This window comes from Micromonospora inyonensis (genome assembly GCF_900091415.1).
Taxonomy (GTDB): domain Bacteria; phylum Actinomycetota; class Actinomycetes; order Mycobacteriales; family Micromonosporaceae; genus Micromonospora; species Micromonospora inyonensis.
This window is the reverse complement of record NZ_FMHU01000001.1, coordinates 825,689-844,672: the sequence shown is the minus strand read 5'-3', so window position 1 is coordinate 844,672 and position 18,984 is coordinate 825,689. Positions and strand designations below refer to the sequence as shown.

The window sequence follows — 18,984 nt, the reverse complement described above, 5'->3', positions numbered from 1 at the left end:
GCCATGACCGCACCCACCGCTGCCGGTTGCGCCGCACCGGACCAGGCGGCTCCGCTGCCCGCGAGCCTGGACCTGGAGAAGGAAACCGTCATCACCGGCGTCGTACGGTCCGAGGCGGGCGAGCTCGTGCCGGGCGCGTACGTCCGGCTGCTCGACTCGACCGGTGAGTTCACCGCCGAGGTGGTCACCTCGGCCGCCGGCCAGTTCCGGTTCTTCGCCGCGCCGGGCACGTGGACGCTGCGTGCCCTCTCCCGGCACGGCAACGGCGACACCCCCGTCGCCGCCGCCCGGGGCATCAACGAGGTCGCCGTGACGGTCGCCTGACCCGCGTCCTTCAGCTGCCGGAAGGGGTCTCCACTGTGCCCGGAGGCCCCTTCCGGCATGTGCGGCCCCTTCCGGCATGTGCGGCCCCGGGCGGGTCCGGGTGGCCGGCGCCGCTGGTACACCCCGGCGGACCGGTGGCGGCTCACGGCGGTAGCCGCAGGCGCGGGGTGCAGTCCTCCGCGTGCCCGGGGCGGAGCACACAGCGTCGTCGGTGCGGCAGCCGTCGGTCGCAGAAGACGGCCTGCTGCGCCGCAGGATCGCCCTCCTCGGAGACCGTCGTCTCGCCGAGCACGAGCTGTGGCAGGAACGCCAGGGACCGGGTGAGCGCGCGGGCCAGCAGGTGCGCGGCGGCCAGGTCGGCCGCCACGACCGTCAGGTGTACGACGAACCGCCGGTCGTCGTCGCTCACCGGTGCACCCGGGGCGCGAAGCGTGACTGCCAGTCCCGCAGCGACTGCTTGATGCGGGCGTTCTCGTTGCGGATCTGGTCCAGTTCCGCGTGCAGCGCGGCGAGGTCGTCGGCCACCCGGTGCAGGAAGGCGGTCACCTCGCCGGGGTCCAGGCCCCGCCGGACCAGCGGAAACTGTCGATCCCGAATCCGCCCCGCACACAGCGGCCGGTACGCCGATGAGCGGTAGTGCCGGCCGGGGTTGCTCGCGCCGACCGGGCGCACCGGAGCGGGTGGCCGGTGCCGGCCGGTCGCGGCTCTCGGACGGGACTTGCGGCGGAAGCGTCGGAACAGGTTGCGCACGGTCGGACCACCCTTTCCCGAGGGCCCCTGCTCAGGGGATGCGTCGCTGGGGTCGGGGCGGGCCGTCCTGCCGTTGCGCGGCCCGCCCCGACGGGGGGATTGAGTCCTGCCCGTTGCCACACGAGGAAGGCCTCATCGCCAACTTATGCGCATAATGCGCAAGGGTCAACCATGACGCACGGTGTTTTCTTGGTCGCTTGTCGATGGCGTGCTGGTCGTGATCAAATCGGACTGCCACGCGAGGAGCGCCATGCCTTCTATGTCCGATTATCTCCGCATATCCCACCAGATTATGGATGATGTTCGATCCGGTCGGCTCAATCCTGGTGACAAACTTCCCTCCATTGCCCAGCTCTGTGAGCACTACAAGGTCGGTGCCTCGACGATCCAGCAGGTCTACATCCGGCTCGAAGCGCTTGAGGTGATCGACCGTCGCCAGGGCAAGGGGGTCTTCGTTACCGATCCGGTTACGTGGATGCGGAAGCCGTGACGGTGGGGCGTCGAGGGTCCGCGACCGGGCACTCGTGGCCGGCTGGAGTGGAATCCGGTCGGCGTGTCGTGTAGCTGAGCTGCCAGGAACCCGCGGCGGGGATTCTCGCGGCGCGTGAGGCCTGGAGCCTGGGGGTGGTTACTCGATGCTCGGTTGCGGTGTGGTCGTGAGGATGAGGTCCAGGCCGCGTTCGAAGAGGTCGTCGTCGCTCCAGCGGTCCGTGTCGAGGTGGCCGGAGGAGTTGAGCGTCGGGTAGTCGGCAGGGTTCGCGGTGATGTGTCGCCGGGCTTGCGACTGTGCCTGGGGGTCCGCGCTCCGACGCCAGGTGGCCTCGGTGAGCGCCGCGCCGATCACGTAGTTGGCCAGCGCGCGGGTGGCCACGGTCAGTTCGGGGTCGGCGAGGCCGCCACGGGTCAGCGCCGATTGCAGGTACTCCGTGCGGGCGAGGACGTTCGGACCGAGCATCGGTCGGCCGATCAGGCCCGGAGCCCACGGGTGACGGAGCATCGCCGCGCGCCAGTCACGGATCAGGCTGCGGGCGTCGCCGCGCCAGTCTTCGGTGGCCGCCGGGAGCGGCACGTCGCCGAACACGTGGTCGAAGGCCAGGTCGAGCACGTCCTCCTTGGTCTTCACGTGCCAGTAGAGCGCGGTCGGGGTGACGTCGAGCAGATTGGCGAGCCGACGCATGGTCAGGCCGTCGATGCCGTGCCGGTCGAGCAGGGTCACCGCCGCGTCGACGATGCGCTCGCGGCTCAGCGGGGTCGGGCGGGACCGGGCGGGTTCCTCGCGCAGCCACACCGAGCCGGGGTCCGCGCGGCGGCGTTCCCCCGAAGTGCCGCCGTGCGGCTGGTCGAACTCGGTGTCGGTCACGCCAGGACTCCAGACAGGTGTGCGGGTGGAAATCTACGGCCGGCTCCGGGGCGGAACTGTCGGACCGGGGCCCGACCAATTTAACGTTGGTAAGTTACCTTAACGGCGTACGAGGATCCGGTGTGGAGGGGGAGGGCCATGCCTCTGATGCGGATCCAGTTGGAGAGCGACCGCACCACCGCCCGGCGGGTCATGGAGCTGCACCTGGCCGGCAAGATCCATCGGGAGTCCCGCGACGCCGCGCGGAAGGAGGTCTGGCGACGGGGGCGTACCCCGGCCGGTGAACCGGTCTTCGTCGGCGTCACGAACGGCGAACCCGTGCGACTGCTCTACGACGTGGAGGCCTACTGGGACACGACCCGTTGACGGCACGCGTGACCCGCGCCGCTGCGCTGGCCCGACTCGCGTTGTCCGGTCGAGGTCGGCCGAGATCCGCCGCTCCGGTCGGCTCCTTACCGACCGACGAAGTGCGTGCTGGGCATCGCAGGGCGGTGGTGTCCGATCGGGGTCCTTTCGAGCTGCCCCGTCCGTGCGGGCAGCTCTACAGCGTCCGCAGGGGCATGTCGCCGGGCCCGGAACTCGCCGTCCGGGCCGAGGGCAGGTCCCGTCGCCGGGCGGGGGTGAGCTGCCGGCCGAGAGCGGGTGGTGGGGCGCGGTGGTGCCGGCCGCGCCCCACACATGTTCAACCCGCGGACAACCCTCCGGGTCACGCCCGCGTGGCCGGGCCGGGGCGACGTGACACCATGGCCGCGTGACCGGTCCTGTCCAGACGGGGTACGCCCCACCCAGTGGTCCGCCCAGCCTGCCCGCGCGGGGGTGGCCCCGCTGGCTGATCGTCGCCACCCTGTTCTGGGCGCTGCTGCTGGCGGCGCTGACCTGGCTCTCCGTACGTGACGACGGGCCGACGGTCCGCGAGCAGCGCACCCTGGCCGAGGCCGGTCCGGTGGTGGACCGGGCGATCGGTGACCTGGTCGCCGCCGCCGGTCCGGAGGCACTCGTCGAGCTGGCGAAGCCGGTGGTCGAGCGTGGTTGCCGCGTCACGCCGTTCGCCGATGGCGGCACCCTGGAACGCGTGGTCGACGTCCGGGTCCCCGGCGAGGAGCCGCGCGCCCTGCTGGACCGGCTCGCCGGGGCGCTGCCGGACCGCTACCGCGCCGCCGTGCTGCTCACCCGGGAGGGCTCCCGATTGCGCGCCGACGCGGGGGATTTCGTCACGGTGCGGGGTCAGGAGACCGAGGAGGGCACCGTGCGGCTCACCGCCGACAGCGGGTGCCGCCCGCTCGGTTCCGGGTACGGGCCGACGCCGGTGACCGGCGCGGACGCCGAGGCCGGCGCGGTCGCCGCAGCCCTGCGGGCACTGGGCCGCCCGTCCGCCGGAGGGCCGGAGCTGGTCGCGGCGCCCTGCCCCGGCGGCGGCAGCGCCCGCACCGTGCGGGCCACCGCCGGCCCGGGGACCCCGACCTCGGCGGCGGCCGTGCTCGCCCCGCTGGCCGCCGGTGCCGCCCTGGTCGACACCCCTGATCTGTACGCCTACCGCGTCGGTCCGGTCACCGTGCAGGTCCACCCGGCTGCCGACCCGCTCGCGGTCACCGCCTCGACCCCGTGCCGCTGAGCCGGAGACCCCGGCCGGACCGTACGCGTCAGTCGGTGCGGCTGCGACCCAGCGCGGTCAGGTCGCGGTCGTAGCCGGCGAACGCTTCGGGCAGCCGGCCGTTGGAGTAGGTTGTACCGCCCCTGCGGTCCGGGCAGGTCAGGGCAGGATCGGCGGCCCGCTCGTCCGTCGGTGCCGCCCGGCGCGTGCGCGCCCACCCGGGCGGGCGGGGGCGGCCGGGCGGGCGGGGGCGGCCAGTGGGCGGGCTAGTAGACCAGCGCCTGGGCGCCCTCGGCCATCGCCTCCTCGACGAAGACCGCCGCCCCGGCGATCCGTACCCCCGGCAGCACGTCGCCGGGGCCGATGTCCCGACGGGCGGCGCACTGGGTGCAGGCGGTGACCTGCCCCGAGGTGAGGATCACGTGCAGCAGCTCGGCCAGCGGGGCGGAGTGGGGCAGCTCGAACTCCTGCGCCCGGCCGGGAAGGGCGAACCAGGTCGACTCGCCGGTCAGCCAGAGCGAGACCTCCACCCCGGCCGCCACCGCGGTGGCGGCGACCGTGAACGCCTGCGCACACCGCTCCGGGGCGTCCGCGCCCGCGGTCACCTTGACGACGAGAGAACGTGCCATGGGGGCCAGCATAGGATGACCGCCATGGTCACCGAGATCGGGTTCGTCAGCCTGCTGGTCGCGGGCCTCGGCGCGCTCGCCGGTGGCCTGGTCTACGTTGCCGTACGCATTTCGAGAGGTCATTGGTGAGCGCGAGGAGTGAGTCGGGTCTGCGAGCCCCGCAGTCGCGAACGAAGGTGGTCCGGTGAGCGACAGCGACAACCCCCTGGCCCCGCCGCCGTGGCTGAACGCGCCGCCGGTCGACCCGTACCCGTACGAGGAGAGCCACGACCTGCGGGTCGGGCCGAAGCTGCACCCCACGCTGGACGGCCTGCTGCCGTACGTCGGGGTGTGGCGGGGACGGGGCCGGGGCGGTTTCCCCAGCATCGAGGACTTCGACTTCGCCCAGGAGATCCGGATCAGCCACGACGGGCGGCCGTTCCTGTTCTACGAGTCCCGCGCCTGGATCCTCGACGAGCAGAGCCAGCCGGTGCGTCCGGCCGGTCGGGAGGTGGGCTGGTGGCGTCCGGTGCTCGACGGTGACCGGGTGACCGACGAGCTGGAGGCCCTGATGACCGTCCCGACCGGGGTCATGGAGCTGCACATCGGCAAGCGCCGGGGCACCCAGCTGGAGTTCGTCACCGACGCCGTGGTGCGCACCGCCACCGCCAAGGAGGTGACCGCCGGCCACCGCCTGTTCGGCATCGTCGAGGGCGCCCTGTTGTACGCCCAGGAGATGGCGGCCGTCGGCCACTCCCTCTCCCCCCACCTCTCCGCCCGCCTGACCCGGGTCGCGGGCTGACGCCCGGCCGGGGCCGGACGGTCGACGAACCGTCGGCGGCGCGGGGCTCAGGGATGGGGGAGGAGCTGCTGGAGCCGTCGGGTGTGCGGGGACGGGAAGGCGCGGTGCCCGGGGATGCCGTCCAGGGTGCGGATCTCGGCGACTCCCCGTACCGACGAGGTGAGCCAGGCGGCGTCGGCCTCCCGCAGGTCGCCGGGGCTGATCATCCGCTCCGCCGACGTGAACCCCAGCTCGTGCGCGTGTGCCAACAGCCAGGCGGCGGTGACGCCGGGCAGGATGCCGGTCCGGGTGGGCGGCACCGTGCAGAGGGTGTCGCCCTCCAGCCAGACCAGGTTCGCCGTCGGCCCTTCCAGGGCGTACCCGTCGGTGGAGACCCAGAGCACGTCGTCCACCCCGTGCGCGACCGCCCACCGGCGCGCGGCGCTGCTCAGCGCGTACGAGGTGGACTTGAACCCGGCCGGCAGCCAGTCCAGGCCGGCGCGGCCGTCGGCGGTCACGCCCAGCGGCAGCGTCGCCACCGCGATCCCGAGGTGACGGGCGCGCCGGGTCGGCTGCGGCACCTCGCCCAGCGTGGCGTAGACCGTCGGTGGGCCGACGCCCTCCGGCCCCCGGGTGCAGACCAGCCGGAGCGACCCCTCGACCCCGGTCGGCCAGTCCACGGTCACCGCCGCCAGCAGGTCGAGCAGCGCGGTGGCCGGCGGTAGCCGGAGGCCGAGCAGGCTCGCCGCCCGGGTCAGCCGGGCCAGGTGTTCGCCGACCAGCCACGGCCGCCCGTCCCACAGGTGCATGGTCTCGAACAGCCCGTCCCCGTGCAGCACCCCGAGGTCGTCGCCCCGCAGCACCGGCTCACCAGCCGGCACGAGTCCCCGGCCCAGCACCGCCACCCGGGGCGGTCCCGCCTGGTGCGTCAGTTCCGTCGTCCCGCTCAGTTCGGTCACGGATGCCGAGCGTAGCGGCGTACCGTCGCCGTGGGCCGGACCCACGCGGAGGCCGCACTATGATCGGACGGTGTCCGAAGCCTCCCTCGCCGAGCTGTTGCGCTCCCGCGGGCTGCGGCTGACCCCGCAGCGGCAGTTGGTCCTCCAGGCGGTGCTGGACCTGGGGCACGCCACACCGGAGCAGGTGCACCACGCCGTCCGCGAGGTGGCCGCCGGGGTCAACATCACCACGATCTACCGCACGCTGGAGCTGTTGGAGAAGCTGGGGCTGGTCAAGCACACCCACCTCTCCCACGGGTCGCCGACCTTCCACGCCGCCGGTGAGCACCAGCACGCCCACCTGGTCTGCCGGGAGTGCGGCAGGATCGACGAGGTGGAGCCGGAGCTGCTGCGCCCGGTCGCCGACCGGCTGGCCGCCGAGCGCGGCTTCCAGGCCGACATCGGGCACGTGGCGCTCTTCGGCGTCTGCGGGGAATGCGGGAACGCCGAGCACGGAAACGGGGAGCAGGAATGATCGAGATCGCGGGGGCCGTACCGGTCGAGGCCATCGACACCGAGACCCGGGACCAGCCCGATCCCGCCCACCGGGCGGCCGGGGTCCACGGTGTCGCCGCCCACTACGGCGACCCGCTGCGGGAGCAGCGCACCCTCGCCACCGGGGTCGGCCTGGTCGACCGTTCGCACCGGGGCGTGGTGGCGGTTCCCGGCGAGGAACGTGCCGGCTGGCTGCACACCCTCACCACCCAGCACCTGGCCGACCTGACCGCGGGCGAGGGCACCGAACTGCTCGTGCTCTCCCCGCACGGCCACGTCGAGCAGCATGCGATGGTCGCCGAGGACGGCGGGACCACCTGGCTGGACACCGAGCCGGGGGCCACCGCCGGCCTGCTCACGTACCTGGAGCGGATGCGCTTCTTCAGCAAGGTCGAGCCCCGCGACGCGACCGCCGAGCGGGCCCTGCTCTCCCTGGTCGGCCCGGACGCCGCCGAGGCGCTCGGCGCGCTCGGCCTGACCGGGCTCGCCGAACCGGACGCCCTCGCGGTGCCGGGCCCGAAGTTCCCCACCGGCTCCGTGCCGCCCCGCCCCACCGTCCGGTACGACGTCCGTCCGCTGCCCGCCGGTGGCTGGGCGCGGCGCGGGCCGCTCGGCGTGGACCTGCTCGTCGGCCGGGAGACCATGGACGACGTGGTCGCCACGCTGCGGGCCGCCGGGGTGCCGGTGGCCGGCCTGTGGGCGTACGAGGCGTTGCGGGTGGCCGCCCGGCGGGCCCGGGTCGGCGTGGACACCGACCACCGGACGATCCCCGCCGAGGTGGACCTCATCGGCCCGGCCGTGCACCTGGCGAAGGGCTGCTACCGGGGCCAGGAGACGGTGGCCCGGGTGCACAACCTGGGTCGTCCGCCGCGTCGTCTCGTCCTGCTGCACCTGGACGGGGTGACCAGCGACCAGCTCCCGGCCGCCGGCACCCCGGTGACCCAGTCCGACGGACGGGCGGTCGGCTTCCTCGGGACCGCCGTGCAGCACTTCGAGCTGGGGCAGGTCGCGCTCGCCGTGGTCAAGCGGAACGTGCCCGACGACGCCGCCCTCCTGGTGGGCGAGGCGGCCGCCGCCATCGACCCCACGCCGTAGTCGCAGTTGTCGACCCGGCCCGACCAGCGGTCTAGGATCGCCGGCATGACGACAGGGACGTTGATCACGGTTGCCCCGACCGGTGCCGAGTCGGCCAAGGCGGAGGTGCCGGCGCTGCCGGTGACCCTCGACGAACTGCTGCTGACCGCCAAGGAGTGCGAGGCGCTCGGCGCGGCCGTGATCCACGTCCACATCCGCGACGACGAGGCGAAGCCCACCCTCGACCCGGGGCGGCTGCGGGACACCGTCGCCGCGCTGCGGGAGAACACCGACCTGATCGTGCAGCTCTCCACCGGTGGCGCGGTGACCGACCCGGAGGCCGTCCGGCTGGCCGTGCTCGACGCCCGACCGGACATGGCCTCCTGCACCATGGGCACGGTCAACTTCGGCGACGACGTCTTCCTCAACCGTTGGGAGTTCATTGTCGACCTGCACACCCGGATGCAGGAGCGCGGCGTCGTCCCCGAGTACGAGATCTTCGACCTCGGCCACCTGACCGCCCTCCAGCGCCTGCTGGGCAGGTACGGCCTGCCGGCCGGCGGCCACGTGCACGTCGACTTCGTGATGGGCGTGCCGGGCGGTATGCCGGGCACCGCCGAGGCGCTGGTCGCGTGCCGCCAGGCGGTGCGGGACCTGCCGGAGGGCACCACCTTCTCGGCCACCGGCATCGGGCGCAGCACCATCCCGGTGATGCTGGCCTCGCTGGCCACCGGCGGTCACCTGCGGGTCGGCATGGAGGACACGGTGACCTACGCCAAGGGGCAGCCGGTCGAGTCCAACATGCAACTCGTCGCCCGCGCGGTCGCCGCCGCCCAGCTCGCCCAGCGCCCGCCGCTCACCCCGACCGGGGCCCGGCAGCTCCTCGGCGTGTAGTCCCAGGTGGGGGCCGGGTGGACGGAGGCCGGGACACCGGTACCGTTCCACCCCGTGAGGACGTACGCAGGTGGCGCGCTGCTCGCCGAGGTGGTCCGGTCGGGTTTCGTGGAGGGCCTCCACCGGGGCTCGGTGGTGGTGCTGGACGCGTCCGGCGCGGTCCTCGCCGCCGCCGGTGACGTCACCGCTCCGGTTTTCCCCCGGTCGGCGAGCAAGCCGATGCAGACCGTCGGCATGCTCCGGGCCGGGCTGCGGCTGACCGACCCGGCGGACCTGGCCCTGGTGTCGGCCAGCCACGCCGGGGAGGACTTCCACCTCGCCCGGGTGGCCGCGCTGCTCGCCTCCGCCGGGCTGGACAGGTCGGCGTTGGCCTGTCCGCCCGACCTGCCCCTGGACGAGGCCGCCCGGAACGCGGTGCTGCTGGCCGGCGGTGGCCCCGCCCGGATCGGGATGAACTGCTCCGGCAAGCACACCGGGATGCTGCTCACCTGTCTCGCGGCCGGCTGGCCCATCGAGGGGTACCCGCTTCCGGGGCACCCGCTGCAACAGCGGATCCGGGCCACCGTCGAGGAGTTCACCGGAGAGCCGGTCGCGGCGGTCGGGGTGGACGGCTGCGGTGCCCCGGTGCTGGCGGTGTCCCTGACCGGGCTGGCCCGGGCGTACCTGCGGCTGGTGCATGCGGAGCCGGGCACGCCGGAGCGCGGCGTCGCCGACGCGATGCGCGCCCACCCCGAGATCGTGGGCGGTACCGGGGCGGAGGACAGCCGACTGATGCGCGGCCTGCCGGGCACCCTCGCCAAGATCGGCGCGGAGGGGGTCATCGCCGCCGGCCTGCCCGGCGTGGGCGCGGTCGCCGTCAAGATCGACGATGGGGCGGCCCGCGCCCGGATGCCCGTGCTCGTGGCTGCCCTGCGCCGGCTCGGTCAGGACGCCCCGATCCTGCACGAGTACGCCCGACTTCCGCTGCTCGGTGGCGGCGTGCCGGTCGGCGTGGTCCGTCCGGCCTGGTAGCCGGCCCTACCTCCCGGCTTCCGCGAGGAAGTCGAGCAGGGCGGCGTTGACGGCGGCGGGCCGTTCCAGCGGGAGCAGGTGGGCGGCGTCCGGTACGTCGGCCAGGCGCGTCGCGTCCGGCGCGGTCGCGGCGACCAGGTCGGCGAGGCGGCCGATGTCCGGCAGGTCGGCCGCGCCGGCCGTGGCCAGAACCGGCATGCGCAGCTCGTGCAGACGTCCGATGGCCGGTGGCTCGGGTACGGCCACGTCGACCGCGCTGAGCGCGTGTTCGGTGGCGAGCGCCCGCTCGTCCATCTCGTGCGCGAAGCGCAGGAGGGCAGGATCGACGTCCTCCGGCCGCCGGTGTGGGCCGACCACCCAGAACCGCACCTCGGCGGCCGCGCCGGCCGCGTCGTCGTCCGGCTCGATCTCGCCGACCAGGGAGTCCCACAGGTCGTTCGTGTCGTCGGACCACTCGTGCCCGGTCACCGCGGTGCCGAGGAGTGCCAGCGCGGACACCCGGTCCGGGTGGGTCAGCGCGGTGTCGATCGCCACCGCTCCGCCGAACGAGCAGCCGACCAGGGCGGCCCGTTCGACGCCCAGCGCGTCGAGGAGGCCGACCACGTCCGTGTGGTGGGCGAAGGGGGTGGGGGGCAGCTCGGACTCGCCGTATCCGCGCAGATCGGGGGCGATCACCCGATGCCGGGTGGCGAGGGCGGGCACCTGCTCCCGCCACATCCGTCGATCCGCGATCCCCGCGTGCAACAGGAGGACCGGGGAGCCCTTGCCGGTGTCGTCGTACCCGAGTCGGGTGCCGTTCACTTCGATCATGGCCACCGGGGGACGTTACCGGACCGGCCCGCGCCGGTCGCGGGCGAGCGGCCCGTCCGCCCCGCGGAACGATCTGAGACGTCGCTAACTTTGGTTAGCGTTCTGCTTGCAGGAGCTAGCGCAAGGGGTTAGCGTCGGGGCATGGCCACCCCGAAGGACCTTCCCCGCGACGTCGGCGGATTCATCCGTGACCTGCGACGCAACGCGAAGATCTCGCTCCGGCAGCTCGCCGAGCAGGCCGGGGTGAGCAACCCGTACCTCAGCCAGATCGAGCGCGGTCTGCGTAAGCCCAGCGCCGAGGTGCTCCAGCAACTCGCCAGTGCGCTGCGGGTCTCCACCCCGGCGATGTACCTGCGGGCCGGACTGCTCGACGACCGCGAGGGGCAGGGGGTGCTCGCCGCGATCGCCGTCGACCCGGATCTGACGATGGCGCAGAAGCAGTCGCTCACCCAGATCTACGAGACGTTCCGCCGGGAGAACGTCCGGCTCGCCGAGGCGACCAGCGCCGCCGAGCAGAGTGCTCCGGCCGCGACCAGCGCCGCCGAGCCGGGCGCTCCCGCCGCGACCAACGCCGCCGAGCCGGGCGCTCCCGCCGCGACCAGCGTCGCCGAGCCGGGCGCTCCCGCCGCCACCGGCACCGGGGTGGCCTCCGACGCGGCGGCCACGGTCAACCTGGCGGCCACCGGCCCGACCACCGACAGCGGCACTCCGACCGAGGCGGTGCTGGAGTCGGTCGCCGTCACCGAGGCCGGGCCCGCCCCCGCCCCGGGCGACCGCCCGGCCCGACGGACCCGCGTACACGCCACCCCCCGGAAGACCACGAAGAAGGCGACCGCCCCGGCGGTCGAGGAGGAGGAGCCGTCATGAGCCAGCCGAAGACCAGTCGCATCCCTGCTCCGATCTACGCCGCCGCCGGTGCCGGCGACCTGGCGCTCGAGCAGCTCCGCAAGCTCCCGTCCGTGGTCGACGACCTCCGCGGCCGGGTGGTCAACGACCTCGGCGGCAAGGCCGTGGTGACCGGCTTCGAGCTGCGGCAGAAGGCCACCGAGACGCTGAAGACCGCCAACCTCACCGCCACCGGCCTCCGCGAGAAGGCGGTCCCGGGCGATCTCGACCTGGTCAAGCTGCGCGAGATCGCCGGCCGGAACGCCGCTGTCGTCCTGGCTGGCGCCCAGGCCGCCCAGGAGCGGGCGCTGGCCGCGTACGGCGCACTGGTCGCCCGGGGCGAGCGGGTCGTCGGTGCCGGTGTGCTGGAGGCCGCCGAGACCGTGAACGCCGACATCGAGACCACCGAGGCCAGCACCGCCACCGGATCCGGGGCGGCCCCCGCCGCGGCGCTCGGAGCGGCCACCGCCCCGGTCACCCAGGTGACCGCCGTCGAGGCGTCCGAGGTGACCGTCACGCCAGCCGACGTGGCCGAGGTGGTCGAGGCCAAGCCGGCCGCCGCCAAGCGGACCCGGGCCACCAGGGCGGGCAGCACCACCGACACCCCGTCGGCGAAGCTGCCGAAGGCGACGAAGCGGAGCCGCCCGGCCGTCGACTGATCCGGCGGCCCGCCCCGGCAACCCGCTGCGTACGGCACCCGGCGGCAACCGGACAGTTACTCCACCCGCGACCCCGGCCGTCCTGTCGGACGATTCCGGGGTCGCGGGCATAAGCTTGCCCACATGGCCAACGCCGCGCCGATCTTCTTCCTCGACGTCCGTTCCGTGATCGAGCTGATCCTGCTCGTGTTCGCGCTGATCCTGCAGGGCGTCGCGCTGGTGCACGCGATCACCCAGCGCGCCGACGCGTTCGCCGCGATCGGCACCCTGCCCAAGGGCGGGTGGATCGCCATCCTGGCCGTCTGCCTGGCGCTCACCCTGCTCGGCTTCGGCCCGCTCACCCTCTTCGGACTGGTCGGCATCGCCGCCGGGCTCATCTACCTGCTCGACGTCCGGACCGGGCTGCGTGACCTCTCCGACGGCAAGGGCTTCTGGTGAGGGATTTCCGCTGGCCACCGCCGCCCGACGGCGGGCCGCGGACGTGGGGGCCCGGTCCGGGCGGCCCGCGTACCGGCCGGCCGGCCCTGCCGGAGCCGGAGACGGAACTGGTCACCACCCCGCACGGCGTCCGGCTGGAGCGACTGGTGACCGGGGCGGGCGAACCGACCACGGTCTTCGCCCATGGCCTCGCCAACGGCATCGCCACCACCCGGCCCTTCGGCAGCGCGGTGGCCGGCCGCCGGGTCTTCTTCCAGTTCCGGGGCCACGGCCGCTCCGACACGCCGCCCGGTCCGTGGAGCTACCTCGACCTCGCCCGGGACCTGCGGGCCGTCGCCGACCTGAGCGGGGCGACCCGGGCGTTCGGGGTCAGTCTCGGGGCGGGGGCGCTCTGCCGGCTGCTGGTGGAGAGCCCGGAACGCTTCGAGCGGCTGGTCTTCTGCCTGCCGGCGGTGCTGGACCGGCCCCGGGACACGCGGGCCCGTCCGTGGCTGGCCGAGCTGCTGACGGCCGTCGAGAGCGGGGAGGCATCGGCCGTGGCGGACGTCGTCGCGGTCGAACTGCCCCCGGCCGTCCGCAACACCCCGGCCGGGTGGGCGTACCTGCGGCAGCGGCTGGACCACCTGCTCCGCGACGGCCTCGCGGCCGAGCTGGCCGGGCTGCTGGAGCAGGCCCCGCTACGGGACGCCGCAGCGCTCCGAGCGGTCACCGCCCCGGCGCTGGTCATCGGCTGCACCGGGGACGACCGGCACCCGGTCGAGGTCGCGGAGGCGCTGGCCGGCGCGTTGCCCGGGGCCACCCTGCACGTGTACGACCGTCCCGGCGTCCTCTGGACCGACCGGGCTGACCTCCGGGACCGGATCTCGACGTTCCTCAACGACTGACGATCATCGGGAAAAGGCGACTCCGGCTGTCAGGTACCGCTGACAGGGTCGGAGCATGACGAAACCGCTGACAGGGAAGACCGCGCTGGTCGCCGGGGCGACACGGGGCGCCGGCCGGCAGATCGCGGTGCAGCTCGGCGCGGCCGGGGCGACGGTCTACGCGACCGGCCGGAGCAGCCGCGCGGGCCGGTCGGAGCTGGACCGGCCGGAAACCATCGAGGAGACCGCCGACCTGGTCACCGCCGCCGGGGGCACCGGCATCGCCGTCCGCGTCGACCATCTCGTACCCGATCAGGTACGCGACCTGGTCGCCCGGATCGACGCCGAACAGGGCCGGCTCGACGTGCTGGTCAACGACGTCTGGGGCGCGGACCCGTTGATCACCTGGGACCGGCCGGTCTGGGAGCAGCCGCTCGACGCCGGCCTCCGTACGCTCCGGCTGGCGATCGACACGCACATCGTCACCAGCCACTTCGCGCTGCCCCTGCTGATCCGTCGGCCGGGCGGGCTGGTGGTGGAGATCGGAGACGGGACCACCGCGTACAACGACGGCAACTACCGGGTCTCGTTCTTCTACGACCTCGCCAAGACCGCCGTCAACCGGTTGGCGTTCGCACAGGCCCACGAGCTGAAGCCGCACGGTGCCACCGCGGTCGCGCTCACTCCGGGCTGGCTGCGGTCGGAGATGATGCTGGAGCACTACGGGGTCACCGAGGAGAACTGGCGGGACGCGCTGGCCCGGGAGCCGCACTTCGCCATCTCGGAGACACCGGCCCTCGTCGGGCGGGCCGTGGCGGCCCTGGCCGCCGACCCGGACCGGGCCCGCTGGAACGCAAGGTCCGTCTCCAGCGGCGAGTTGGCCCGGGTGTACGGCTTCACCGACGTCGACGGCAGCCAGCCGGACGCCTGGCGGTACATCGTGGAGGTGCAGGACGCCGGTAGGCCGGCCGACGTGACCGGCTACCGCTGACCGTCGTCCGGTCGCCCGGCGGGGTCACCGGTGACCGGGGCGGATCCGCCGTCGTCCGGCCGGAGGTCGTCGCGGTAGAGCGCGGCGAGCCGGTCGGCGGCGGCGGCCATCCGGGTCCGCAGGGCGGGCGGGTCGAGCACCTCCACCTCCGGCCCGAGCGCGAGCAGCATGTCGTACGCCACCTCGACGGACTCGACGGGCAGCCGGGTCACCACCCGGCCCTGCCCGTCCGGTTCGCCGGCACCGGCGACCGCCTCGTCGTACGCGAACGGGGCGTGTGCCACGTGCCGCAGCGCGCGCAGCCCCGCCGGGGTGAGCCGGACGGTCACCCGCTCGGCGAGCATCTGCCGGAGGAACACCTCGGCCTGCTCCCGCCAGTGTCCGCCCAGGTCGAAGCGCTCGTCCCGGTCGAAGGTGTCCCCGCCCACCACCACGTCGACCACCCGGTCCACCCGGTACGTCCGGTACCCGGTGCCGATCCGGCCGACGAGATACCAGGTGCCGCTCTTGAGCACCAGACCGTACGGCTGCACCGTGCGGGTGACCTCCCGGTCCCCGCGCCGGTACCGCAGCTGGACCACCCGGTCCCGCCACACCGCGCCGGCCAGCTCGGCCAGCCATGCCGGTGGTGCGGCGTGCCGGAACCAGCCGGGGACGTCGAGATGGAAGCGCTGCCCGGTCCGGGCCGACGCGTCCCGCAGCGCCGGGGGAAGGGCCGCCAGCACCTTCAGCTCGGCGGTGGCGACGGCGTCGGCCAGGCCCATGTCCCCGGCCGGTCCGCGCAGCCCGGCGAGGAAGAGCGCCTCCGCCTCCTGCCGGGTCAACCCGGTCAGCCGGGTCCGGTACCCGCCGAGCAGCCGGTACCCGCCGGTCCGGCCCCGGTCCGCGTAGATCGGCACCCCGGCGGCGGAGAGCGCCAGCACGTCCCGGTACACCGTCCGTTCGGAGACCTCCAGTTCCCGGGCCAGCTCGGCGGCGGTCATCGCCTCCCTCGACTGGAGCAGCAGGAGCAGTGAGATCAACCGGGACGCGCGCACCCGGCCATCCTGCCCCGCTGCGGCCGGAGGGCCACCGTGGACACCGGCGCGTCGGCCGCCCGGTGGACCCCGGTGCCGGCCGATAGGCTCCGGTGCGTGGACACGATGACGGTCGCCGCCCCGGCCACGGGCGCCGTGCGCCGGTTCTTCTCCGGGGCCGGGCTGCTCGTGCGCGGTCTCGGCCTGTACGCCCGCAACCCCGGGTTGATGCTGCTCGGCATCCTGCCCGCGTTGATCACCGGTGCGCTCTTCCTGGCCGCCTTCGGCGCACTGGCGTACTTCGTCGACGAGCTGGCCGCACTGGTCACCCCGTTCGCCGACGGCTGGTCGGACACCGCGCGCAACCTGGTGCGGGTGACGGCCGGGCTGGCGCTGCTGGGGATCGGCGGGCTGGTCGGGGTGCTCACCTTCACCGCGGTCACCCTGGTCGTCGGCGACCCGTTCTACGAGAAGATCTCCGAGCGGGTCGAGCAGCGGTACGGCGGCACCCCGGGCGAGGTGGAGGTGCCGTTCTGGCGTTCGCTGCGCCGCAGCCTCGTCGACTCGCTCCGGTTGGTCGCGATCTCGGTGCTGGTGGGCCTCCCGCTCTTCGCGGCCGGGTTCGTCCCGGTGGTCGGGCAGACGGTCGTCCCCGTGGTCGGCGCGGTCGTCGGCGGTTGGTTCCTCGTCCTGGAACTGGTCGGGGCCCCCTTCTACCGGCGTGGCATGCGACTGCCGGAGCGCCGTCGGGTGCTCCGGGCCGACCTGCCGACCTCGCTCGGCTTCGGGGTGGCGGTCTTCGTCTGTTTCCTGATCCCGCTCGGCGCGGTGCTCATCATGCCCGCCGCGGTGGCCGGCGCGGCGCTGCTGACCCGACGCCTCCTCGGCCAGCCCGTCCAGGAGGCACGCCCGTGAGGATCACCCTGGTCGAGGGGGACATCACCGGGCAGCGGGTCGACGCGATCGTCAACGCCGCGAACTCGTCCCTGCTCGGCGGCGGGGGCGTCGACGGCGCTATCCACCGCCGGGGCGGTCCGGCCGTCCTGGCGGAGTGCCGGGCGCTGCGTGCCTCCCGGTACGGCCGGGGCCTGCCGACCGGGCAGGCGGTCGCCACCACCGCCGGTGACCTGCCCGCCCGGTGGGTGATCCACACCGTCGGCCCGGTCTGGTCGCCCACCGAGGACCGTTCCGCGCTGCTGCGCGACTGCTACGCCAACAGTCTCCGGGTCGCCGACGACCTGGGTGCCACCGTGGTCGCCTTTCCGCTGATCTCCGCCGGCGTCTACGGCTGGCCGGTCGAGGACGCCGTCGGCCAGGCGCTGTCGGTGCTGCGCGCCGCGACCCCGGCCACCGTCACCGAGGCCCGGCTGGTGCTCTTCGGCGCGGACACCCTCCGCGCCGCCGAGCGGGTGGCCGTTCGAGGACCGTAACGGCCGTGGTCGTTTTCTCGTGCGACAGCCGCGCATACTCGCTGCCTTTGCCGTGCACCCGCCGGCCGCCGCCATCCGGGATCGCGGTGCACCACGGCCGCACTCAGGCCGACGCGAGAGCCGTGGTGATGGCGCGGGCCGCTCGAAGTACCGCGTTCACGCTCGCGGTGAGCACGGAGCGGTCCCGGCCACCCGCCCAATGCGTGCCGTTGGCATGACGGTACTCGATGAGCGTGAGCGCTTCGCTGTCGTTTCCCGTGGTGAGCGAGGTCTGGTGCAGGGAGACGATCTCGACGGCGATGCCGTGTTCGCGCAGCAACTCGGTCACGGCCTCGACCGGACCGACGCTGTCGTAGCTGCCTTGTCGATCGGTGTCGTCGATGCGGATGCCGACGCGTACGCGGGCGGTGCCGTCGTGGCTCCCGGTCTGCAACTCGATCAGCTCGATGCCGCCGCCGTCGGCGCGCAGATAGCTGTGTTCGAACAGCTCGAGTAGCTGCGGCGCGTCGATCTCGGCCCCGGTGACGTCGGTGTGCTGCTGGACGTGGCGGGCGAAGTCGATCTGGAGCCGGCGGGGCAGTTCGATGCCGTAGTCGGCCTCCAGCAGGTAGGCTATGCCGCCCTTGCCGGATTGCGAGTTGACGCGGATGACGGCGTCGTAACTGCGGCCGATGTCGGCGGGGTCGATGGGCAGATAGGGCACCCGCCACTCGATCTCGCTCGCAGGCCGCCCCTCAGCGGCGGACCGTGCGCGGTGTTCGGCGAATCCCTTCCTGATGGCGTCCTGATGGGTGCCGCTGAACGCGGTGTGGACGAGGTCTCCGACGTAGGGGTGCCGCGGGTGGATCTCGATCCGGTTGCTGTACTCGACCGTGCGGCGGATCTCGTCGATGTCGGAGAAGTCGATCATCGGGTCGATGCCCTGGGCGTGCATGTTCAGTGCCAGGGTGGCGATGTCGACGTTGCCGGTGCGCTCGCCGTTGCCGAAGATGCAGCCCTCGACCCGCTGGGCACCGGCAAGGACGGCCAGCTCGGCGCAGGCGATGCCGGTGCCCCGGTCGTTGTGCGGGTGCACGGAGAGGATCACGGCGTCGCGGCGGGCGAGGTTCCTGTGCATGTACTCGATCTGGTCGGCGTACACGTTCGGCGTCGAGATCTCGACCGTGGCCGGCAGGTTGATGATGACCGGCCGCTCGGGGACCGCGTCCCACAGCTCGGTCATGGCGTCGCAGATCTCGATGACGTAGTCGGGTTCGGTGAGGTTGAAGACCTCGGGACTGAACTGGAACCGCACATCGGGCAGATGCCCGGCGAGCTCGAGCACGTCCCGGCCGCCGGCGAGGATCAGCTCGCGCAGCTCGTCGCGTTCCTTGCCGAGCACGACGGTGCGCCAGATGGGCGCGGTGGCGGTGTACATGTGGACAACCACCGGGTTACGGATGCCCTTGATGGAGTCCACGGTGCGTTCGATGAGGTCGCGGCGCGCGGGGGTGAAGACGACGATCGTGACGTCCTCGGGCGCTGTGTCGCTCTCGGCGATCTGGCGGACGAAGTCGTAGTCGGTTTGCGAGGCGGAGGGGTAGCCGACCTCGATCTCCTTGTAGCCCATCTGGACCATCAGCGCGAAGAAGCGGCGCTTGCGCTGCGGGTCCATCGGCTCCGCGAGTGCCTGGTTGCCGTCGCGCAGGTCGACCGGCACCCACAGCGGGGCGGCGGTCAGGCGCCGGGTGGGCCAGTCGCGCTCGGTGAGCGGGACGTCGACGCGGGCGTACACGTCCTGGTAGCGGTGGGAGGGCATCTGCGAGTGCCGTTGCCGGTTCCAGGCTGGCGCGGCCGCGGGGATCGGGCCGGCCGGGGTGGAGATGCGGGCGAACATCGCGCTGGTCATGTCGGGGTCCTTCTTCGAGGAGGTGCTGGCAGACCGGCGCGGGTAGTGGCTCCACGTCGGGGAGCCGGTCTGGCTAGGCCCCGCCGTGGCAGCGAAGAAGGAGGAGTCCGAATGCGAA

The 18,984-nt window shown here is 73.6% G+C and carries 24 protein-coding genes and 1 pseudogene; 17 read left to right on the top strand and 8 right to left on the bottom strand.

Annotated features, from left to right (window positions below; translation table 11 throughout):
- The first annotated feature begins 3 nt into the window (after positions 1-3).
- Positions 4-324 carry a DUF1416 domain-containing protein gene (locus GA0074694_RS03735; protein ID WP_091452432.1) on the top strand — a complete coding sequence of 107 codons (321 nt, stop codon included), beginning with the start codon at positions 4-6 and terminating at the stop codon, positions 322-324.
- A 142-nt stretch (positions 325-466) separates the two neighbouring features.
- Here the strand turns inward: GA0074694_RS03735 and GA0074694_RS03730 are convergent, their stop codons facing one another.
- Both GA0074694_RS03730 and GA0074694_RS03725 read right to left on the bottom strand, forming a co-directional pair.
- On the bottom strand, positions 467-733 hold the full coding sequence (locus tag GA0074694_RS03730) for a hypothetical protein (RefSeq protein ID WP_091452428.1): 267 nt from the start codon (positions 731-733) through the stop codon (positions 467-469).
- On the bottom strand, positions 730-1,074 hold the full coding sequence (locus GA0074694_RS03725) for a DivIVA domain-containing protein (RefSeq protein ID WP_091452423.1): 345 nt from the start codon (positions 1,072-1,074) through the stop codon (positions 730-732). The genes GA0074694_RS03730 and GA0074694_RS03725 overlap by 4 nt, the downstream gene beginning before the upstream one ends.
- Before the next feature lie 250 nt (positions 1,075-1,324).
- Between GA0074694_RS03725 and GA0074694_RS03720 the strand changes: the two genes are divergently transcribed.
- On the top strand, positions 1,325-1,564 hold the full coding sequence (locus GA0074694_RS03720) for a winged helix-turn-helix domain-containing protein (RefSeq protein ID WP_091458605.1): 240 nt from the start codon (positions 1,325-1,327) through the stop codon (positions 1,562-1,564).
- A 138-nt stretch (positions 1,565-1,702) separates the two neighbouring features.
- On the opposite strand, the gene GA0074694_RS03715 is transcribed toward GA0074694_RS03720, so the two are convergent.
- Positions 1,703-2,434, bottom strand: a complete 732-nt coding sequence (locus GA0074694_RS03715) for a TetR/AcrR family transcriptional regulator (protein WP_245714533.1) — start codon at positions 2,432-2,434, stop codon at positions 1,703-1,705.
- Positions 2,435-2,572: 138 nt separating this feature from the next.
- Here GA0074694_RS03715 and GA0074694_RS03710 point away from each other — a divergent pair, with 138 nt between their 5' ends.
- Both GA0074694_RS03710 and GA0074694_RS03705 read left to right on the top strand, forming a co-directional pair.
- Positions 2,573-2,800, top strand: coding sequence for a hypothetical protein (locus tag GA0074694_RS03710; RefSeq protein WP_091452420.1), 228 nt, complete (start codon positions 2,573-2,575; stop codon positions 2,798-2,800).
- 385 nt (positions 2,801-3,185) lie between these two features.
- Positions 3,186-4,046: a hypothetical protein gene (locus GA0074694_RS03705; protein ID WP_091452417.1), complete on the top strand. Its 861-nt coding sequence runs from the start codon at positions 3,186-3,188 to the stop codon at positions 4,044-4,046.
- A gap of 245 nt (positions 4,047-4,291) precedes the next feature.
- Here the strand turns inward: GA0074694_RS03705 and GA0074694_RS03700 are convergent, their stop codons facing one another.
- On the bottom strand, positions 4,292-4,666 hold the full coding sequence (locus GA0074694_RS03700) for a DsrE family protein (RefSeq protein WP_091452416.1): 375 nt from the start codon (positions 4,664-4,666) through the stop codon (positions 4,292-4,294).
- A 12-nt stretch (positions 4,667-4,678) separates the two neighbouring features.
- On the opposite strand from GA0074694_RS03700, the gene mtfM reads away from it, so the two are divergent.
- Together mtfM and GA0074694_RS03695 are read left to right on the top strand one after the other, a co-directional pair.
- Positions 4,679-4,783: a small membrane protein MtfM gene (gene mtfM, locus GA0074694_RS33535; RefSeq protein WP_269148487.1), complete on the top strand. Its 105-nt coding sequence runs from the start codon at positions 4,679-4,681 to the stop codon at positions 4,781-4,783.
- A 55-nt stretch (positions 4,784-4,838) separates the two neighbouring features.
- The gene (locus GA0074694_RS03695) at positions 4,839-5,435 is read left to right on the top strand and encodes a heme-binding beta-barrel domain-containing protein (protein WP_091452413.1); all 597 of its coding nucleotides are present in this window, start codon (positions 4,839-4,841) and stop codon (positions 5,433-5,435) included.
- Positions 5,436-5,482: 47 nt separating this feature from the next.
- Here GA0074694_RS03695 and GA0074694_RS03690 read toward each other — a convergent pair whose 3' ends face one another.
- A complete protein-coding gene (locus tag GA0074694_RS03690) occupies positions 5,483-6,373 on the bottom strand; it encodes an aminotransferase class IV (RefSeq protein ID WP_245714532.1) in 891 nt (296 codons plus the stop codon).
- A 70-nt stretch (positions 6,374-6,443) separates the two neighbouring features.
- Between GA0074694_RS03690 and GA0074694_RS03685 the strand changes: the two genes are divergently transcribed.
- Genes GA0074694_RS03685 through GA0074694_RS03670 form a run of 4 tightly spaced genes read left to right on the top strand, consistent with a single transcriptional unit; the run spans position 6,444 to position 9,886 of the window.
- Positions 6,444-6,887, top strand: a complete 444-nt coding sequence (locus GA0074694_RS03685) for a Fur family transcriptional regulator (RefSeq protein WP_091452410.1) — start codon at positions 6,444-6,446, stop codon at positions 6,885-6,887.
- Positions 6,884-8,002, top strand: coding sequence for a CAF17-like 4Fe-4S cluster assembly/insertion protein YgfZ (ygfZ, locus tag GA0074694_RS03680; RefSeq protein ID WP_091452407.1), 1,119 nt, complete (start codon positions 6,884-6,886; stop codon positions 8,000-8,002). Before GA0074694_RS03685 ends, ygfZ begins: the two co-directional genes overlap by 4 nt.
- A gap of 45 nt (positions 8,003-8,047) precedes the next feature.
- A complete protein-coding gene (locus GA0074694_RS03675) occupies positions 8,048-8,875 on the top strand; it encodes a beta-keto acid cleavage family enzyme (RefSeq protein ID WP_091452404.1) in 828 nt (275 codons plus the stop codon).
- A gap of 54 nt (positions 8,876-8,929) precedes the next feature.
- A complete protein-coding gene (locus GA0074694_RS03670) occupies positions 8,930-9,886 on the top strand; it encodes an asparaginase (RefSeq protein ID WP_245714531.1) in 957 nt (318 codons plus the stop codon).
- Positions 9,887-9,892: 6 nt separating this feature from the next.
- On the opposite strand, the gene GA0074694_RS03665 is transcribed toward GA0074694_RS03670, so the two are convergent.
- Positions 9,893-10,696, bottom strand: coding sequence for an alpha/beta fold hydrolase (locus GA0074694_RS03665; protein WP_091458599.1), 804 nt, complete (start codon positions 10,694-10,696; stop codon positions 9,893-9,895).
- A gap of 141 nt (positions 10,697-10,837) precedes the next feature.
- On the opposite strand from GA0074694_RS03665, the pseudogene GA0074694_RS03660 reads away from it, so the two are divergent.
- The 5 genes and pseudogenes from GA0074694_RS03660 to GA0074694_RS03640 form a co-directional block, all read left to right on the top strand.
- Positions 10,838-11,221, top strand: a pseudogene (locus GA0074694_RS03660) (helix-turn-helix domain-containing protein); the annotation flags it as partial.
- Between the two features lie 338 nt (positions 11,222-11,559).
- Complete coding sequence (locus GA0074694_RS03655) at positions 11,560-12,240, top strand: hypothetical protein (protein ID WP_091452396.1); 681 nt, start codon at positions 11,560-11,562, stop codon at positions 12,238-12,240.
- Between the two features lie 123 nt (positions 12,241-12,363).
- Positions 12,364-12,678 (top strand): DUF2516 family protein, encoded by a 315-nt coding sequence (locus GA0074694_RS03650; protein WP_091452393.1) that lies wholly within the window; start codon positions 12,364-12,366, stop codon positions 12,676-12,678.
- Positions 12,675-13,562, top strand: coding sequence for an alpha/beta fold hydrolase (locus GA0074694_RS03645; protein ID WP_091452390.1), 888 nt, complete (start codon positions 12,675-12,677; stop codon positions 13,560-13,562). The genes GA0074694_RS03650 and GA0074694_RS03645 overlap by 4 nt, the downstream gene beginning before the upstream one ends.
- 55 nt (positions 13,563-13,617) lie before the next feature.
- Positions 13,618-14,532, top strand: a complete 915-nt coding sequence (locus GA0074694_RS03640; RefSeq protein ID WP_091452387.1) for an SDR family oxidoreductase — start codon at positions 13,618-13,620, stop codon at positions 14,530-14,532.
- Here GA0074694_RS03640 and GA0074694_RS03635 read toward each other — a convergent pair.
- On the bottom strand, positions 14,523-15,569 hold the full coding sequence (locus GA0074694_RS03635; protein WP_091452384.1) for a helix-turn-helix transcriptional regulator: 1,047 nt from the start codon (positions 15,567-15,569) through the stop codon (positions 14,523-14,525). The genes GA0074694_RS03640 and GA0074694_RS03635 overlap by 10 nt on opposite strands.
- Before the next feature lie 105 nt (positions 15,570-15,674).
- Between GA0074694_RS03635 and GA0074694_RS03630 the strand changes: the two genes are divergently transcribed.
- Together GA0074694_RS03630 and GA0074694_RS03625 are read left to right on the top strand one after the other, a co-directional pair.
- Entirely contained in the window at positions 15,675-16,463 is a 789-nt protein-coding gene (locus tag GA0074694_RS03630; protein WP_091458597.1) for an EI24 domain-containing protein, read from the top strand.
- A complete protein-coding gene (locus GA0074694_RS03625; protein ID WP_091452380.1) occupies positions 16,460-16,978 on the top strand; it encodes an O-acetyl-ADP-ribose deacetylase in 519 nt (172 codons plus the stop codon). Before GA0074694_RS03630 ends, GA0074694_RS03625 begins: the two co-directional genes overlap by 4 nt.
- A gap of 103 nt (positions 16,979-17,081) precedes the next feature.
- Here the strand turns inward: GA0074694_RS03625 and GA0074694_RS03620 are convergent, their stop codons facing one another.
- Positions 17,082-18,866, bottom strand: a complete 1,785-nt coding sequence (locus tag GA0074694_RS03620; RefSeq protein WP_091452377.1) for a 2-isopropylmalate synthase — start codon at positions 18,864-18,866, stop codon at positions 17,082-17,084.
- Positions 18,867-18,984: the final 118 nt, after the last annotated feature.

Bases quoted from the DNA above. Each gene is read 5' to 3' on its own strand.
- GA0074694_RS03735 (WP_091452432.1), top strand. From the start codon at position 4: ATGACCGCACCCACCGCTGCCGGTTGCGCCGCACCGGACCAGGCGGCT.
- GA0074694_RS03720 (WP_091458605.1), top strand. From the start codon at position 1,325: ATGCCTTCTATGTCCGATTATCTCCGCATATCCCACCAGATTATGGAT.
- GA0074694_RS03710 (WP_091452420.1), top strand. From the start codon at position 2,573: ATGCCTCTGATGCGGATCCAGTTGGAGAGCGACCGCACCACCGCCCGG.
- GA0074694_RS03700 (WP_091452416.1), bottom strand. From the start codon at position 4,666: ATGCTGGCCCCCATGGCACGTTCTCTCGTCGTCAAGGTGACCGCGGGC.
- mtfM (WP_269148487.1), top strand. From the start codon at position 4,679: ATGGTCACCGAGATCGGGTTCGTCAGCCTGCTGGTCGCGGGCCTCGGC.
- ygfZ (WP_091452407.1), top strand. From the start codon at position 6,884: ATGATCGAGATCGCGGGGGCCGTACCGGTCGAGGCCATCGACACCGAG.
- GA0074694_RS03675 (WP_091452404.1), top strand. From the start codon at position 8,048: ATGACGACAGGGACGTTGATCACGGTTGCCCCGACCGGTGCCGAGTCG.
- GA0074694_RS03665 (WP_091458599.1), bottom strand. From the start codon at position 10,696: ATGATCGAAGTGAACGGCACCCGACTCGGGTACGACGACACCGGCAAG.
- GA0074694_RS03655 (WP_091452396.1), top strand. From the start codon at position 11,560: ATGAGCCAGCCGAAGACCAGTCGCATCCCTGCTCCGATCTACGCCGCC.
- GA0074694_RS03650 (WP_091452393.1), top strand. From the start codon at position 12,364: ATGGCCAACGCCGCGCCGATCTTCTTCCTCGACGTCCGTTCCGTGATC.
- GA0074694_RS03640 (WP_091452387.1), top strand. From the start codon at position 13,618: ATGACGAAACCGCTGACAGGGAAGACCGCGCTGGTCGCCGGGGCGACA.
- GA0074694_RS03630 (WP_091458597.1), top strand. From the start codon at position 15,675: ATGACGGTCGCCGCCCCGGCCACGGGCGCCGTGCGCCGGTTCTTCTCC.
- GA0074694_RS03620 (WP_091452377.1), bottom strand. From the start codon at position 18,866: ATGACCAGCGCGATGTTCGCCCGCATCTCCACCCCGGCCGGCCCGATC.